This window comes from Myxococcus llanfairpwllgwyngyllgogerychwyrndrobwllllantysiliogogogochensis, assembly GCF_006636215.1.
In the GTDB taxonomy this organism is placed as follows: Bacteria; Myxococcota; Myxococcia; order Myxococcales; family Myxococcaceae; genus Myxococcus; species Myxococcus llanfairpwllgwyngyllgogerychwyrndrobwllllantysiliogogogochensis.
This window is the reverse complement of record NZ_VIFM01000252.1, coordinates 1-15960: the sequence shown is the minus strand read 5'-3', so window position 1 is coordinate 15960 and position 15960 is coordinate 1. Positions and strand designations below refer to the sequence as shown.

At 68.6% G+C, this 15960-nt stretch carries 11 protein-coding genes and 1 pseudogene; 5 read left to right on the top strand and 7 right to left on the bottom strand.

Annotated features, from left to right (window positions below):
* Positions 1-409, top strand: a 409-nt coding sequence (locus tag FJV41_RS39295) for an ethanolamine ammonia-lyase light chain EutC (protein WP_141647750.1), incomplete at its 5' end; no start/stop codon positions are given.
* Between the two features lie 50 nt (positions 410-459).
* On the opposite strand, the gene FJV41_RS39290 is transcribed toward FJV41_RS39295, so the two are convergent.
* Complete coding sequence (locus FJV41_RS39290; RefSeq protein ID WP_141647749.1) at positions 460-1302, bottom strand: zinc metalloprotease; 843 nt, start codon at positions 1300-1302, stop codon at positions 460-462.
* A gap of 207 nt (positions 1303-1509) precedes the next feature.
* On the opposite strand from FJV41_RS39290, the gene FJV41_RS39285 reads away from it, so the two are divergent.
* Positions 1510-2628, top strand: coding sequence for a tetratricopeptide repeat protein (locus tag FJV41_RS39285; RefSeq protein ID WP_181791250.1), 1119 nt, complete (start codon positions 1510-1512; stop codon positions 2626-2628).
* A 21-nt stretch (positions 2629-2649) separates the two neighbouring features.
* Here the strand turns inward: FJV41_RS39285 and FJV41_RS39280 are convergent, their stop codons facing one another.
* The 3 genes from FJV41_RS39280 to FJV41_RS39270 form a co-directional block, all read right to left on the bottom strand.
* A complete protein-coding gene (locus FJV41_RS39280; RefSeq protein ID WP_141647748.1) occupies positions 2650-3399 on the bottom strand; it encodes an energy transducer TonB in 750 nt (249 codons plus the stop codon).
* A gap of 164 nt (positions 3400-3563) precedes the next feature.
* Positions 3564-4280: a response regulator transcription factor gene (locus FJV41_RS39275; protein ID WP_141647747.1), complete on the bottom strand. Its 717-nt coding sequence runs from the start codon at positions 4278-4280 to the stop codon at positions 3564-3566.
* The gene (locus FJV41_RS39270) at positions 4277-6109 is read right to left on the bottom strand and encodes a sensor histidine kinase (protein WP_141647746.1); all 1833 of its coding nucleotides are present in this window, start codon (positions 6107-6109) and stop codon (positions 4277-4279) included. Before FJV41_RS39270 ends, FJV41_RS39275 begins: the two co-directional genes overlap by 4 nt.
* Positions 6110-6330: 221 nt before the next feature.
* On the opposite strand from FJV41_RS39270, the gene FJV41_RS39265 reads away from it, so the two are divergent.
* Both FJV41_RS39265 and FJV41_RS39260 read left to right on the top strand, forming a co-directional pair.
* Complete coding sequence (locus FJV41_RS39265) at positions 6331-7071, top strand: hypothetical protein (protein WP_141647745.1); 741 nt, start codon at positions 6331-6333, stop codon at positions 7069-7071.
* A gap of 223 nt (positions 7072-7294) precedes the next feature.
* Positions 7295-12220: a myxosortase-dependent M36 family metallopeptidase gene (locus FJV41_RS39260; protein WP_141647744.1), complete on the top strand. Its 4926-nt coding sequence runs from the start codon at positions 7295-7297 to the stop codon at positions 12218-12220.
* 614 nt (positions 12221-12834) lie between these two features.
* On the opposite strand, the gene FJV41_RS39255 is transcribed toward FJV41_RS39260, so the two are convergent.
* The 3 genes from FJV41_RS39255 to FJV41_RS39245 form a co-directional block, all read right to left on the bottom strand.
* Positions 12835-13593, bottom strand: coding sequence for a hypothetical protein (locus FJV41_RS39255; protein WP_141647743.1), 759 nt, complete (start codon positions 13591-13593; stop codon positions 12835-12837).
* Between the two features lie 133 nt (positions 13594-13726).
* Positions 13727-13930, bottom strand: a complete 204-nt coding sequence (locus tag FJV41_RS39250; protein WP_141647742.1) for a hypothetical protein — start codon at positions 13928-13930, stop codon at positions 13727-13729.
* An 83-nt stretch (positions 13931-14013) separates the two neighbouring features.
* On the bottom strand, positions 14014-15462 hold the full coding sequence (locus FJV41_RS39245; protein ID WP_141647741.1) for a C39 family peptidase: 1449 nt from the start codon (positions 15460-15462) through the stop codon (positions 14014-14016).
* Between the two features lie 169 nt (positions 15463-15631).
* Between FJV41_RS39245 and FJV41_RS53225 the strand changes: the two are divergent.
* Positions 15632-15960, top strand: a pseudogene (locus tag FJV41_RS53225) (hypothetical protein); the annotation flags it as partial.

Sequence of the window (15960 nt, the reverse complement as noted above, 5' to 3'; positions counted from 1 at the left end):
GGGGTGGAAGGTGGCACCGGAGCACCTTGTGCTGAAGCACGGGCGCGTGCGAGCCGGGTATCAGGTGGGCGAGTTGTTGTTCGGTGACGCGGAAGAACGCGCGCCACGAGCACTCATCCACGTCATCGGCGAGCGGCCGGGCTCAGGGCACCATGCCTTCTCCGCGTACCTGACGGCGCCCTCCGCGACCACCTGGGGGCGACAGGGCAGGGCGGACCACGACATCACCCGGCTCATCGCGGGCATCTCCGATACCAGCGTGCGCCCGGAGGCCGCGGCACGCGAGGCGGTGAGCATCCTCGCAGAGCTGACCGCCACGACGCGGATGAAGCCCCTCGCCGAGGGCGGAGTGACGGAGCTGCGAGCGGTGCCTCAGCTGAGAGCGGAGCCTGAGCTGGCTCATCGCTGAGTCAGGCGAGTCCCCGATACGCGCGTGCTTTGGGGCCCGGGAGCCCTGTGTCAGCGATACATGAGCGCCATCGAGTCCATGCGCGCCGACTGGCCCGGGGTGAACTCGGACATGCACGCGTCATCGACGTAGCCCATGTAGTTTCGGACCGGGTCGAGCCCCATGTCGGTCGGACACGAGTCGCCACCCACCACGCACGTGTACGTCGGCTTGGATCGAGACGTGTCGCTCACGCCGTCGTCCGTCGTGCAGCCCGCCATGGTGTGCAGCAGGCCCAGCCAGTGCCCCACCTCGTGCACGGCCGTATCTCCCAGGGCGTATGGCGACGCGGTGCCACCGGGCAGCACCGCATTCAACAACACGACGCCGTCACTGAGCGGCGCACCGGCGACACCCCACGGAAACGTGGCCCACGCGAGGAGGCCATTCCCCGGATTCGCCAGGTACAGGTTCAGGGACTCCTTGCCACCCTGGTGCAGCGCGTTCTTCGCAGCCGCTTCCGCCGCGCTGCCGGGTGCCATCACGTACCAGGTGGCGTTCGTCGTCCGCGTCACCGACATCAGGTCGAACCAGAAGGGTGTGGCGCCATAGGCCGCACCCAGGACTTCGAGCTGCGCGAGAATCGTCGCCAGCGGGACGTCCCCATTGGCGATGCCCGTGCCCCGGCGAATGACGTGCACATAGGTCGGCACCCGCACCGAGCCCGGCAGCCGCATCGCGCTCACGCCGCCTCGGGTCGACTCCTGGGCCACCCGTGTCAGCGTCTCCTCCGTGGGCTCCTCCGTCCCGCATCGCGAAGCGGTGATGTCGGCCTCCAGCGGCTCGAGTCCACCGCCGCAGCCCCAGGCCACCAGGCTCACCAGGACGATTGCCTTCGCGATGCTTCGCTCCATGACCTGCCTCCCCGCTTCGTGAATGCAACGGATGCGTCACCGCAGTGGCTCGAAATCAGGTGTTCTCCGACATCATTGTAAAACGAGTTGGCCTGCGCCAGGGGCTGCGGCACCCCAGGGGAGAAGGCGCTCAATCGTTCACGAGTGGGCAAGCGGGGCTCGAGGGCGGCATAGACTGGGGGCGACCGCTCACCGAAAGGGCCTCCCGTGCGCCGCCCCCTCGTCGTCCTCTGCTTCGTGCTCGTGGCCGGCTGCGCTTCGACGCAAAAACCCGCGCTCACCTCGGGGACGGACGCGGAGGTGAAGGCGCCGGACAAGCCTCCATTCCTCAATCCCGCGGAGATCGTGAAGCGGATGGAGGCGTCCCCGGTGTCGTACAACATCGAGGGAAAGGACTCGCCTCCCGGGGGCTGGGCGGATCAGCTCTGGCCGCAGCGGGTGCCCTCGCGCGAGGCCCCTCGCGTGGTGACGGAGCAGGGCGAGTTCGTCATCCTCGACTGGCCCGAGCACCCGGAGGCGCGGGCGTTGCTCGACGAGGCGGAGCCTCACTTCCAGGCGAAGCGCTACGCGGAGGCGGCGAAGCTGTACGAGCAGGCCACGCGGGTGTGCCCGGACTGCTATCTCGCGTGGAACTTCCGGGGCGACGCGGCGTACTTCGCGGGCGACGCGGCCACCGCGCTGGAGCACTACCAGAAGGCGACCCGCATCAACCCGAATGACCACCGCTCGTGGTTCTTCCTGGGCAACGCGTTCGCGCGGCTGGGGCGCTTCGACGAGGCCCTGGACTCCTGGGCGTGGTGCCTGGTCCTCAACCCGCGCTACCCCATCATCCGGCAGTTCTTCCGCGCCAACGCCGGACTGGGGCTCGTCGTCCGTGAGGATGCCATCGTCCCCCGAGGCTACGCCGAGCGGGCCGGCCAGGGCGTCACCGTCCAGTTCGATCCGGACCACGACCCGTCCTGGCTCGCCTTCGCCAACTGCAAGGCGCTGTGGCTGGGCGAGCCCGCGCACCGCCAGGAGATGACCGGCACCGACAAGGAGCACTACACGACGGTGGAGGAGATGGAGTGCCTGGGCTCGGCGCTCATCGTCCACGCGGGTCAGAAGCAGAAGGGCGAGACGGAGCGCTCCGACCCCACGCTGGACCGCCTGGCCTCCATCACCGATGACGGCATGCTGATGCAGGCGGTGCTCTTCGAGGTGGGGGCCCGAATCCACCCCCAGGTCGTCCTCACCTTGGATGAGGACGTCCGGCAGCGCCTCAAGGCGTATGTGCTCAAGCATGTCCTGGTGCCGGCGTCCGCCGTCGGAGGCTACGACTTGTGACGGACGCGCGGCGAGCCCAGGTCAGCGAGGCAGCTTGAAGCGGAGGGTGAAGACGTAGGAGACACTCTGCGGGCGCCCCTGGAAGGTCACCGGGCTGTAGCGCCGGTGGTGCAGTGCATCCAGCACCTCCTCGTCCATGTGCGCCAGGCCCTTGATGATGCGGCAGTCGCGCACGTCTCCCTCGCGGGTCACGACGCACTTGGCGATGACCGTCCCCTCCACGCGGGCCATGCGGGCCTGCTCGGTGTACTCGAGCGGAGGGCCTCCCATGAGCACGGGCTGCGTCATGCCCTGTCCGAACGGGAGCACCTCTTCGCCCGTGCCGTCGCCGACGCCATTCGGCAGGCCATGGATGTACGGCACGCCGGTGATGTTGCTGGTCGGATCTCCATCCGGGTGGCCCCCCGGCACGCCATCACCCGGAGGCACCACCTCGTCGGTGTCCGAGGGGTTCGCCGCCGGCTCCGGCTCGACCGGCTGAGGGTCCGCCGGAAGCGGGTTGATCTGCGTGGGCATCGTGGTGCGCTTGGGCTTGGTCCGCTTCGGCTGCACGGCCTGCTTCGGCTGGGTCGGGGCCGTGTACCCCTTGGCCACCTGCCTACCCTGGTACAGCGTGAGGATGGGGTCCTTCTCGGGCTCCGGGGGAAGCTCCGCGGGACGGGCGGAGATGACGAGTACCGCGCCGAACAACCCCGCGTGGACGGCCACGGACCACCACAACCCCAGGCCCAACCGCCCTGCTCGCTGCCGCTCGATGACCGACTTGAACACGGAAGCCTCCTCCCACCGACGGGCGCTCCCGGAGTCCACCGCACCACACGGTGGTTCTCCGGCGTGGGCAGTTGGCTTGGAGCGCCCCGTCCACGCAGGACTCAACCTACGGAGTCCACGACGTGGGATGGCCGGAGGCAGGCCATCTCTTCGTCACGGTTCAGTCATGAGGCGGAGACCTCCATCCGGTAGCCCACCCCGCGAAGGGTGTGGATGGTGAAGCCCGACGCGCTCGTCCAGCCGAGCTTCTTCTTCAGGCTGGAGACGAAGTTGTCCACCGTGCGCGGGTCCACCACCACGTCGCGGCCCCACACCGCGTCCAGGATTTCTCCTCGGGGCAACGCGCGCTCGCGGTGGCGCAGCAGATAGGCGAGCAGGTCGAACTCCGTGCGCGTCAGCTCCACGCCCACGCCGTCCGGCTTCGTCACGGTGCGGCGGCCCAGGTCCAGCGTGTAGCCGCCGAACGTCGACACCTGGGTCGGCGCGACGCCCGCACGGCGCACCAGCGCGCCCACGCGCGCGAGCAGCTCCCTCAACCGGTAGGGCTTGGTGAGGTAGTCCTGCGCCCCCGCGTCGAAGCCCCGGACGATGTCGTCCTCGAGCGAACGCGCGGTGAGCATCATCACCAGGCTCTTGACGCCTTGCGCGCGCAGGCGGCGACAGAAGCTGTAGCCGTCTTCGCCCGGGAGCATCACGTCCAGGATGAGCAGGTCGAACTCGCGCTGACGCAAGAGCGGCTCCGCGTCGCGGGTACTCGGGGCCTCGGAGACGTCGTAGCCCTCGTCCAGCAGGTTGTCCCGGAGCCCGACGCGCAGGTGCGCATCGTCCTCGACGATGAGGATGGTGGGACGGGTGGAGGAGGGTGGGGTGGAGGTGGTCATCGACGCGGCTCGTGGAAGGTCAGCGCGAACGTGGTCCCCTCGGGCGTGGAGGAGGCCACCTGGATATCGCCATGGTGCAGCTTCATGATTTTCCGGCACAGCGCCAAGCCTAGCCCGCTGCCGTGGACCTCCTGCCCGGGAGGCATCAAACGATAGAAGTCCTGGAAGACGTTCTCCCATTCGGACTCGGGGATGCCCACGCCGTTGTCGCGGAAGAGCATCGTGCAGCCGTGGCCTTCGAACACGCGGGCACTGACGGAGATGCGCACGGGGCTGCGCTGGTTGTAGGCGCACGCGTTGCGGCCCAGGTTGGAGAACAGCAGGCGCAAGAGCGACGGGTCCGCCTCCAGCTCCGCGTCGTCCATGTCGGTGGTCAGCTCCACCGGCACGGAGGTGGCCGACGCCAGGTCGTCCCGCAGCGGGTTGACCAGTTCCTCCAGGCGCACGCGTGAGGCGCGCAGCGTCCAGCGGCCCTTGTCGATGCGGTTGAACGACAGGATGTTCTCCACCAGGAAGTGGAGGCCGTCGGCGGCCTGGACGATGCGGGCCGGGTAGTCGCGCATCTCGGGCGCATGGGTCAGCTTGCGCTCCAGCGTCTCGCCGAGCAGGCGGATGGAGGCCAGCGGCGTGCGCAGCTCGTGCGAGACGGTGGCCACGAAGTCGCTCTTGAGCTCCAGGAAGCGGTACTTGCGCTGCTGCGCCACCAGCGCCAGCGCGACGATGGCCGCCGCCAGCGCGCCGCACACGGCCACCAGCAACGTCTTCAGGCCATAGCGCGCCTCGATGTTGGCCTCTACGCGCGCCCACTCGGGCAGCTCCACGAGCAGCATGAGCTCCCGTGCCGGCATCGCCGAGCGTCCCCCCACCAGCCGCATCTGTCCGTCCGACTCGAAGAGCCCGCGCGTGCGCATGTCCTGGGCGATGGGGACCAGCAGCGCCGCGATGTCCACGGAGATGCCGTACAGCACCTCTCCGCGAGGCTCCACGTACCACTGCTCTCCCAGCAGGGTCGGCTCCACCAGCTCCGGGGGCATCACCAGCATGCCGGCGCCCGCCTCGCGCGAGCGCTCCAGGAAGTCGCGCGTGGGCTCTCCCAGCGCGCGGCTCAGCCGGAGGATGCGGGACTGGAGGAAGTCGAAGTCGGCCTGCGAGAAGTGGGAGCGCTCGCGCAGCAAGTCGCGTTGCAGCCCCGCGCCCCGGCTGATGCCGCCGAACTCCTCCGGAAGTCCCTCGCGCAGCAGGGCCCGGATGAGCGGCGTGGTGGCGGGGCCGCGCTGCAGGTGCTCCACCGCGAGCAACAGGAAGGGCAGCTCCTGCTCGACGGGCAGCGTCTGGCGGGTGTGGTGCCGCAGGAACTCCTCCACCAGCGCCGTGGCGCGCGAGGTCTGGCCCGCGAGGAGGGCGGCCTCGGCCGCGCGCAGTCGCGTAAGCCGGGGCTCCCAGGTGCCTCCCAGGGCGGCGCCACCCCGGACGTGGTCCGAGAGCATCTCGTAGAGAGCGCGCGCGGGCATGTCCTGGCCCGGCAGGGGGTGGATGAGGCGCGGCAGGAACTGGTGGCCGCGGAACTGGAGGTAGAAGCCCTCGCCCGGAGCCAGCGGGTTGTCCACGGCGGCGTGGATGGCGGCGATCTGCTCCTCGAGCTGGCGGGCCAGGATTTGTCGCAGGGTCTCCGTGGCGGCGTGCGCCAGGGCGTCGCGGCGGGAGCGGACCTGCTCGTGCGCGTCCTCGCGCTCGCGCGTGAAGATGCGTTGAAGGCTCACCAGCCCCCAACCGAGGGCGAGGAGCCCACAACCCAGGGCCACGAGCGTGGGAAGGAGCCTGCGCAACATGCGATTCGCTGATTGTGACTATCGCACAGGAGGGTGCCCCAGGAGACCTTTCGCATCGCCCCCGGGGGCTGACGAGTGTCCCAGGTCAGCGGACGGGCAGCCTCGCGGTCCACGGGAAGACAGCGGGAGAAGGGGGGGACTGGCCGCCGGGGCAAGAGGGTGCCGAGGTTCAGCCGTGGGCCCGGGTGTCCACGCGGGCCTCAACTGAGGGAGGTCCGCCCATGCACTTTCCCCTGTCACGGCTGTCCCCCGCTGGGCCGGTGGTGCTCTGGGGAGGAGAGCTTCCCTCCGGGGGGCTCAAGTACCTGACGTTTTCGCGCTACCTGGAGTCGATGCCCGAGGGAGCCTGCGGGCTGGTGGAGTTGTCGGGTTCCTCGTCCTCGCTCGCGCTGGACGCGCTGGGCAAGGAGCGCGGGCTGCCGGTGCTCGCGCTCACGGATACGGCGGGCGCCGCCTACCTGCGAGGGCAGGGGTTCGGTGGCGAGGTGCGCACCGTGCGGCGGCTCTCCGAGGCCTGGGAGGTGGCCCTGGGCTACGAGCGGCAGGGCTGGTGCTGGCCGCGCCAGCTCTCCAATGGCGCGCTCGTGGGCTGCGTGGAGGGCTGGGCCTCGGAGCTGCGCGACTTCGTGCGCGAGGCGTATCCCTCCGTGCGGCTGGTGGTGAGCGGCTTCGGCACGGGCGCCACGGTGGTGGGGCTGCACCGGGCCTTCACGCCGGAGGGCTACGACGTGGTGGGGCTGCAGCCCTCACTGGGCGCCCCGCTGCCGGGCTGGCGGCGGTGGATGGAGCAGAACCTGGGCGAGGCCGACCTCTTCCACCCCCACCGGGAGGAAGTGGTGCTGGAGACCGCCGGACCCAAGCACTCGGATGGCCTCGCCGCGCTCCTCACTTACGCGCGCGCGGAGGCCCGGCCGGACGAGGTCCTCGTCATCTCCCACAACGCCCGCCCTCCGTTCGGCTGAAGCACGCCTTTCCCCCTCGCGCAACTGCCTCCCGCAAGCACGCCTTCTCCGTATTTTCAGCAAGCAAAGAAGTTTATTCTTGATTTGCTGGCGGGAACGGCGGGTGAGTTAAGGGGGGGCTATTGTGTTGATAACAAAATAATCCTTAACCTCTGGACGCCCTGGCCGAGCAGGCGTCCGACGGCGTGGGGCCCTCAACACCACCCGAAAGAGGTCGTCGTTCATGAAGCGTCTTTGGATGGGCACGGTGAGCGCCGTGCTCGCCGTGCTGATGTGGTCCCCGCAGGCTCATGCGAGGCAGGCCGCGGTTGATGCCTTCCTCCTCACGCCGGCGGATCGCTCCCTGCCTCAGTCCGCCGCGTCGGCGTCCCAGCGCGGACTGCGCATCAACAGCGTGGAAGGTCGTCTCGGCGTACCGACCTTCGTTTTCAGTGAGCGCTCCCTGAGCGCGGGTCCCCAGGCGAAGGCCTCGCGCCCGCTGACGCAGGCCAGCGCGAACACCGCGGCGCGCGAGCACCTGCGGAGCGTGGCGGACCTGTACCGCCTGAACGCCTCCGAGGTGAACAGCGCGGAGCTGCGCCAGGTGCACATGCCCAAGGGGGGCGAGGGCGCGGTGGTCGCGACCTATGGCCGCCGGGTCAATGGCATCGAGGTGTTCCGCAACGAGGTCAAGGTCGTCATGGACGCCAGCCAGCAGCTGGTGGCCATCTCCGGCTACCTGCAGCCGCGTCAGCAGGACGACGAGAAGAACGCCCAGGCGTCGGCCTTCCGCGTCTCGGCGCCGCAGGCCATCTCCCGCGCGTTCCAGGACCTGACGGGCGCTCAGCTCGACGCCCGGGCGCTGGTGCCCGCGGGCGCGAAGGGTGACTACAGCCACTACACGGTGGACTCCCGCCAGTTGTCGACGCACGGCTTTGGTGAGGCGCCGCGCTCGAAGAAGGTCCTCTTCCCGATGCCCGACGGCCTGGTGCCGGCGTACTACGTGGAAGTCAACGCGGGCCCGGAGAGCAACCCGGACGCCTCCTACACCGCCTACGTCATCGACGCGCGCGACGGTTCGCTGCTGCTCAAGCACAACCTGACCGTGTCGGAGCAGTTCAGTTACCGCGTGTGGGCGGACCCGGCGAGCAAGCTGCCCTACGACGGTCCCCAGGGCACCGAGGCCACGCCGCACCCCACGGGCACCCCGGATGGCTATCAGGCGCCCCTGAACATCCCGGCCAACCTGGTGACGCTGCAGAACTTCCCGTTCAGCCGCAATGACCCGTGGCTGCCGGCGAACGCGACGGTGACGACGGGTAACAACGTCGATGCGTACGCGGACCTCGGTGGTGGCGACGGCTTCCAGCCGGGCTTCGACCTGCGTGCGCCGCTGAGCGACGTGGCAGGGCGCGGGTTCGACTACACGTTCGATCTGACGAAGTCGCCCGCCGCGAACCAGACGCAGCGTCTGGCCGCCGTGGTGAACCTGTTCTACATCACCAACTTCCTGCACGACTGGTTCTACGACGCGGGCTTCGACGAGGCCTCCGGCAACGCCCAGTTGAGCAACTTCGGGCGGGGTGGCCTGGAGAACGACAGCCTTCGCGTGGAGGCGCAGGACTCCGGCGGCCGTAACAACGCCAACATGGCGACTCCGGCCGACGGCGCCCGTCCTCGCATGCAGCAGTACGTCTTCGACGGTGTGGCGGAACTCTCGGTGAGCGAGCCGGCGCCCCTGGCGCGCGGCTACCTCTCGTACACCGCGTCCTTCGGGCCGACGGTCTTCAACCTCGAGGGTGATTTCGCGCTGCCTCCCACGGGGCCGGACGAGGCGACGACGCTGGCCTACCGGATCGGCTGCGCGGATATCAACGGCGCCGACCCGTACGGTGGCACGACGCCGTTCACCGGCAAGATCGCGCTCATCGAGCGCGGCACCTGCTCCTTCGCCTACAAGGTCCTCAACGCCCAGCGCGCGGGCGCCATCGGCGTCTTCATCACCAACAGCGCCGCGGGCGCTCTGGGGCCCATGGGCGCCAGTGGTGTCGCCGCTGTCGACCGCGCCATCACCATCCCTTCGCTGTTGGTGACCAAGCCGGACGGTGACGCCTGGCGGACGGCGCTGGCCACGGCGCCTGTCAAGGGCCGCCTCCGCCGCAACGCGGACCTCGACCGCGATGGCACGCTCGACAACGAGATCGTCGCGCACGAGTGGGGGCACTACATCTCCAACCGCCTCGTCGGTAACGGCTCGGGTCTGACGAACAACCAGGGCGGCTCCATGGGCGAGGGCTGGGGTGACTTCCACGCCATGCTGTTGTCGGTGCGCGCCGAGGACGTGAACCGGACCGGCAACAACCAGTGGCAGGGCACCTACGGCATGGCCGGCTACACCCAGAGCGGTGGTCGCAACCAGGGCTACTACTTCGGCATCCGCCGCGTTCCGTACAGCACGAACATGGCCAAGAACGGCCTGACGCTCCGCCACATGGCGGATGGCACGGCCATTCCGACCACCCACCCGACCAACGGGGGCGGGAACAACGCGGAGGTCCACAACTCGGGCGAGGTCTGGGCCTCGATGTTGTGGGAGTGCTACGCGAGCCTGCTGAACGCCCATCCGTTCCAGGAAGCGCAGGACCGGATGAAGCGTTATCTGGTCGCCGCCTACAAGGCCACGCCGGTCAGCCCCACCTTCCTGGAGGGGCGTGATGCGCTGCTGTCTGTCGCCGCCGCCAGCGATCCCGCCGACTACCAGCGCTTCGTCAGCGCCTTCGCCAAGCGGGGTGCCGGCTTCGGTGCTCGCGTCGCGGACCGCAACAGCGCGGACCACATCGGTGTCGTGGAGAGCTACCAGACGGGCGATGCCCTCGAGGTGGTGAGCATCACCCTGGATGACTCGAGCGTCGGCTGCGACAAGGACGGCGTGCTGGACGCCGGCGAGACGGGCCTGCTCAAGGTGACGGTGCGCAACGCGGGCGCCGGGAACCTGAGCGCGGTGACGGCCACCGCGGCGTTCAACGGCTCGAGCCCGGGCGTCGTGGGCGCCTTCTCGAGCGGCAGCTCGCTCTCGTTTGGCAACATCGCTCGCGGTGCGACGGCGACGGCGAGCGTGGCTGTCGCCCTGACGGCGGCTCCCGCGCAGGCTTCGGGTGCGCTCGCGCTCCTGGGCGTGGACGTGACGTTCCCGCACAACCTGCTGAACGGCACGACCCTTCGTGCGTTCCGCAGCCAGGTCAACTACGACGAGAAGCCCAATACGTCGGACACGGACTACGTCGAGGCGCAGAACACCCCGTGGGTGGCCTCGACCTTCAACTACCGTCCGATGTGGGACAACGGCTACGCCACGACCGGGTACTGGCACACCTCCAACGAGGCGACCTCGCTCGACAAGCGGCTGACCTCGCCGCTGTTCAATGTCGCGGCGAATCAGAACTTCACGCTGACGTTCTTCCACCGCTTCAGCTTCGAGTCGGCGTACCTGAGCGGGGCCTGGGTCCACTTCGATGGTGGTGCCATCGAGTTGTCCGTCGACGAGGGGCCGTGGGAGAACTGGTACCTCTACCTCACGCCTCCCATCCCGGCGAATCCCAACATCGCGTTGATCGACGAGGGGAATCCGTACCTGGGCGGCTGGCCGGGGTTCGCTCAACTGAGCGCGGGTTACCCGTCGTTCGCCCGGTATACGGCCAACTTCGGGCAGGGCCTCGCGGGTCATCAGGTGCGCGTGCGCTTCCGTCACGCGTCCGACGGTGGCGTGGGCGCGTATGGCTGGGATATCGCCAACATCAGCCTCACGGGTATCACCAACACGACGCCGTTCTACTCGCTGGTCGCGGAGACCTTCACCGGCACGGGCACGGCTCCGACTTGCAACGTGGCGCCGGTGGCCGAGGCGGGCCTGTCCCAGACGGTGACGGAGGTCGTCGTGGGCGCTGGTGGTGTGGTGACCCCTCGGGTCATCACCCTCAACGGCACGGGGAGCGTCGATCCTGATGCCTCCGCGCAGAGCACGCTGACGTACGCGTGGACCCAGATTGGCGGTCCGCCCGTGACGCTCAACGGCGCGAACACGGCCACGCCGACCTTCAGCACGCTGGTTCCGGCGAACACCATCTTCACGTTCCAGCTCGTGGTGAGCGATGGCACGGACTCCAGCCAGCCCAAGGTGGTCCAGGTCCTCGTCGCCAACGTGAACAACCCCCCTGTCGCCGTGGCTCGCGTGAAGGATGGCGGCCCCACGACGGTGGATGAGCGTTCGGGCAGCGTCACGCTCGATGCGTCCGGTTCGACGGATGCGGACGGCGAGGAGCTGAGCTTCTCGTGGACCCAGACCGCGGGTCCGGCGGTGGCGTTGGATGACGAGACCAGCGCCACTCCGACGTTCGCTGTGCCGGAAGTGACGGCGGACACCGCCTTCACGTTCAGCCTGATCGCAACGGACGGCATCGCCGATAGCGAGGCGGAGATCACCATCACCGTTCGCCAGCTGGACCGTGCTCCGGTGGCGGACGCCGGTGGGGACCGGCAGGTTGGCTCGGGCTCCACGGTGACGCTGTTGGGCGGCGCAGTGGATGAGGACGGCGAGGACATCACCTTCGCCTGGACCCAGACCGAGGGTCCGACGGTGGAGCTCACGGGGGCGGACACCGGCTCCCCGCGCTTCACCGCTCCGGAAGTGACGGGGGCGTCCATCGTTCTGCGCTTCAGCCTCGTGGCGACGGCCAATGGACAGGCCAGCGCGGCGAGCATCGTGACCATCACCGTCACGCGCGACAACCACGCGCCGGTGGTTACCACGATGAGCAGCTACACGGTGCACGAAGGCTCGGGCGTGAAGATGCGCGCCACGGCCGAGGACGCCGATGGCAATGACATCACGTGGCAGTGGACGCAGGTCGCGGGTCCGTCCGTGCAGCTCGAGAAGTCGGATACCGCGGAGGCGTTCTTCGTCGCCCCCGAGGTGTCGGAGACCACGGTGCTGCTCTTCCGCGTCCGGGCGAAGGATGACCTGAGCTCGAGCGAGCCCGCCGAAGTGGCGGTGACGGTGCGGAACCTGGCGGACGAGGGTGGTTGCAGCGCGGCGGGTGGCAGTGCCACCAGTGCGCTGGTGCCGGCCCTGGCCATGCTGGCGCTCGCGCTGCGCCGTCGTCGCAGGAGCTAGTGCTTCGTCCGACCTCTGCATGAGGTCGGAATGGAAAATGTGAGGGGCGGTCCCGGGAGGTTTCCGGGGCCGCCCCTTGTTTTTGAGAGGGCCGCCGCGTCATGGGCGGAGTGGCCGCAGCCTCACGGAGGATGCCGATGTTCGTGAAGTCGAATCAGTGGTCGCGGTGGATGGTGGCGGGGGTGTTGCTGGTCGGACTGGGATGCAGGGGGCCCGGGGATGAGCTGAAGCGCGATGCGTCCGCGCCGCCAACTCCAGACGCATCGAGTGAGGCGAACGTCCGCTCCGAGCCGCCGCGGTTGGAGGAGGATGCTGGGGCCCCCGTGTGCCCGCCGCGTCAGTACCAGTGCTGCGATGGGAGCTGCTCGGAGAACAAGCGGTGCCCAGGCATTGCGTGCGACCCGCGCCCGGTTCCTCCCTCGTACAAGGAGTAGTCGAGCGTTGAAGCTGGGCGAAAGGCTCGAATCCACCTCTCGACGGGGTCGAGCTTTTCCCTCCGCGGGGGCGTTCTTCCGGGCGCGACAAGGCTCGTGTGGATGACTTCGAGGGCTGCTCTTCCTGTCTGGGTGTGATGCCAGCCATGCCCTGTCAGGACAGCTCCTCCCAATCCCAGACTACGGGTCCTGAGACCGACCCTCGCGATTGCCACGGGGGCGGGAGTTCATCTGCTCCTCGCGCCGCATGACGTCGTACTTGGCCCGCTGGCCCTCATCGAGCAGGGCTGTCATCGCCTGGTCCGTCTCCTCACGCTGCGTCCGCAGTGCCTGACGAATCTCACGCGGATTCTTCGTGCCGGTGCGCACCTCCTCGAACAGGGTGTTGCGCGTGGTCTCCTCGGCCTCCAACCGGCGCGTCAGCTCCTGCTCCTGGGAGTAGTTCAGCTTCGCCTCGGACACGAGCCGCTTGATTCGCTCCGTGCGCTGAGCCGTCGAGCGGACCTGCGCCTGCATCCACTCCTCCTGCCGCGAGCGGAACTGCTCGGTGCGCATCTCCTCCTGCACCGAACGCATCGCGTCCTTCAGCGCCTCGCGGCCACCCTCCGTGCTCAGGGTCTCCCCAGTCATCAGCCCCCGCACCTCCGCGCGGAGCTGATCCAGCTCGGCCGTCAGCGCGGGCGCCGCGGCGCCACCCCCGTCCGTCCCGGCCACCGCCGGCCGCCGCTCCAGCTCCATCAGGCGCCGGGACAGGCTCAGCGTGGTGTCCTCCAGCGCCTGGATGCGTCGCTCCAGGCCTTCCTGGCTGGCGGGCAGGGCGGCGACAGGCTCGGGCCGCTCGGAGGCGGAGGGAGCCTCGGTACGCCCCGGGGCCCAGAGGGCCACCGCGAGCGCGGCCGAGGCGAGGACGAAGGACACAGGGCCAAGGAGCTTGTTCATGACTTCTCCGACGGGGGCGGGGACGCCGTATTCCATACCCCGCCCGCTGCCCGTGCTCCACCCCGTCGTGGGCTCCTGGCCACCCTCCGATACGGGCCCTCGCGCGGCTCCTCGCCCCGCGCGAGGGCGCGTCTCAGCCCTGCTGCGCGGCCCCGGCGGGCTCGTCCATGTCGATGGGGCCCTGGTCGGGTCCCATCGTCAGGGCGCACGCGTCACACATCCAGAAGCGGACGATCATCCCGTTCTCGCCCGTGGAAATGTAGTTGGAGCCAATCACCTCGCCCCCCTCGGTCTTCTTGCAGGAGAGACAGGTGTGCGTCGGTTTGCTCTGCGTCATCGCGGGACCTCGGGGTGTGGAAACGCAACGGACCGACACCCAGGGAGTGCCGGTCCGCGCAAGCCTACTTCACTCCATCCGCATCAGCCGATGGCCATCTGGTAGCCGCCGTTGGGGTTGGAGCTCAGGAAGTGCTTCATCTGCTCCGGGGTGATCGTCTTCACGTTCGCATCGGCCGGGTCCCGGACGATGAAGTTGCCCTTGGAATCCATGCCCGCCACCGTGACGTAGTGGCCGGACGTGCGGCCCTCGTTCTGGTGCGGAGGCATGGCGTGGTAGTCGCCGTTGGCCACCACCAGCTTGCCCGCCTTGAGCTGCTCGGTGATCCACTCCACGTTGGCGCCGGGGCCCTTCATCACCGACTCCTTGCCCATCGCCTTCGCCATCGCGGAGATGCCGTTGACGCCCGTGCCGTTGGACGACGTGCCGCCAATCTTGCCCAGGTGGTTGATGAGCTGCGCGTCCGTCATGTCCTTGCCGTAGCCGTTGGCGCGGGCGATCTGCGCCATCGACGTGGGGCCGCAGTTCGCCGGGCCGTTCGTGTACGAGCCGTTCTTGCCCGCCGGGTTGTACTGGCTGATCTGCGGAACCTTGCTCGGGTCCACGCGGCCGTCACCCGTGACAGGGGCGGCGCCGTCCGTGGCCTGCGGGCCCGTGGGCTTCGGGTTGAGGTCCACCGGCCCCGGCTTGTTCGTGCCCGGCGTGAAGGTGCTCTGGTCCTTGCCCGCGACCCCCGGCAGCTTGAGCGAGTCACCCGCGAGGATGAGGTTCGGGTCGGTGATCTTCGGGTTCATCTCGCGAATCTGGTTGATGACATCCCAGTGCGAGCCCTCCATGCCCTGGCCCTTGAGCTTCGAGGCGATGCCCCAGAGCGTGTCACCCTTCTTGATTTGATAGTCCGACTCACCCACCGGCTTGCGCGGGTCCGCCTGGTTCGCCGCCACACCCGGCTTGGCGCCCGGCGTGTTGTTGTTGGTGTTGCCGCCCGTCACCGTGCTGTCGGGCACGTTGGCCGTCGTCCCGCTCGGCGTCTTGCCGCCGGGGAACAGGCTGTTCATGTGGTTCTGGATCTTGTTCTGGTAGTCCTGGCCCCGGGCGTCGTTCATGTTGCCAGCGCCCCGGTGCCACTCGCGCGCGGCGGCCAGGCTGCTGCCGTGCTTCTTGGTCAGATCGCCAATCGTCTTCGCGAGGAACTCCATCTGCTTCTCGGGCGGAATCGTCTGCGCGTTCGCCCCGCGGCCCACCTGCATGCCGGACCACTTCTCGAACGAGGGCAGCAGGCCGTTGTCGTCCAGGCCGATGAGCCCGTGGCCCGTGCCGTCCTGGTGCACGCCGTGGTTCTTGAACGACGACTCCTGCGCGACGATGCCCGCGAGGACTTTCGGGTCCGCGCCGTACTTCTGCGCGTACTTCTCGATGTACGGCCAGAGCTGCTGCAGGTTCAACTGCGCGTCACGGCCCTGCGGCAGGCCCGAGGCCTGCGTCGAAGTGGGCGAGTACGTCTGCTGACGACCTTCAATGCGGGGGGACATGGGCGCTCCGCGATTGGAAACGATGGGGGTGTGGGAACAACAGATGTCAGGATTGTCGAGCGCTGAGAATTAGAGTTGCCTCGACCCCCCACGGAATTGACTGACTTCCTGGGTGCGCCAGAGCTAGGACAGGCGACATTCCCCGCGGAACTCGAACAAGGAGTCGCGAATGAATGCACTGCGTTATGGGCTCGTGGCAGGCGCGTCATTGTGTCTGTGGGCCACTCTTGCCGCCGCGCATCAACAGTCCCTCACCGGCGTCTATGCCAGAGAGGGCGGCACCCTCGCGGTGCTCGAGGGCGACAACCAGACACTCGTCCAATACACATCAACTTTTCCACAAGGGCAGGGCATGGGTGAATGTGACTGCACCCTGTCCGTGCGGAAGAAGTCCGCGAAGGATTGGACACTGTCTACTTTTCAACCTGGAGGCACTTGGACGCTGAGTCTGGAATCCGAGCGACTGGTGTTGAAGGGGCCGGGGACGGGGTGCTGCGG

Excerpts from the sequence above, each read along its gene's own strand:
- FJV41_RS39290 (WP_141647749.1), bottom strand. The coding sequence starts at position 1,302 with ATGGAGCGAAGCATCGCGAAGGCAATCGTCCTGGTGAGCCTGGTGGCC.
- FJV41_RS39275 (WP_141647747.1), bottom strand. The coding sequence starts at position 4,280 with ATGACCACCTCCACCCCACCCTCCTCCACCCGTCCCACCATCCTCATC.
- FJV41_RS39270 (WP_141647746.1), bottom strand. The coding sequence starts at position 6,109 with ATGTTGCGCAGGCTCCTTCCCACGCTCGTGGCCCTGGGTTGTGGGCTC.
- FJV41_RS39265 (WP_141647745.1), top strand. The coding sequence starts at position 6,331 with ATGCACTTTCCCCTGTCACGGCTGTCCCCCGCTGGGCCGGTGGTGCTC.
- FJV41_RS39260 (WP_141647744.1), top strand. The coding sequence starts at position 7,295 with ATGAAGCGTCTTTGGATGGGCACGGTGAGCGCCGTGCTCGCCGTGCTG.
- FJV41_RS39255 (WP_141647743.1), bottom strand. The coding sequence starts at position 13,593 with ATGAACAAGCTCCTTGGCCCTGTGTCCTTCGTCCTCGCCTCGGCCGCG.
- FJV41_RS39250 (WP_141647742.1), bottom strand. The coding sequence starts at position 13,930 with ATGACGCAGAGCAAACCGACGCACACCTGTCTCTCCTGCAAGAAGACC.
- FJV41_RS39245 (WP_141647741.1), bottom strand. The coding sequence starts at position 15,462 with ATGTCCCCCCGCATTGAAGGTCGTCAGCAGACGTACTCGCCCACTTCG.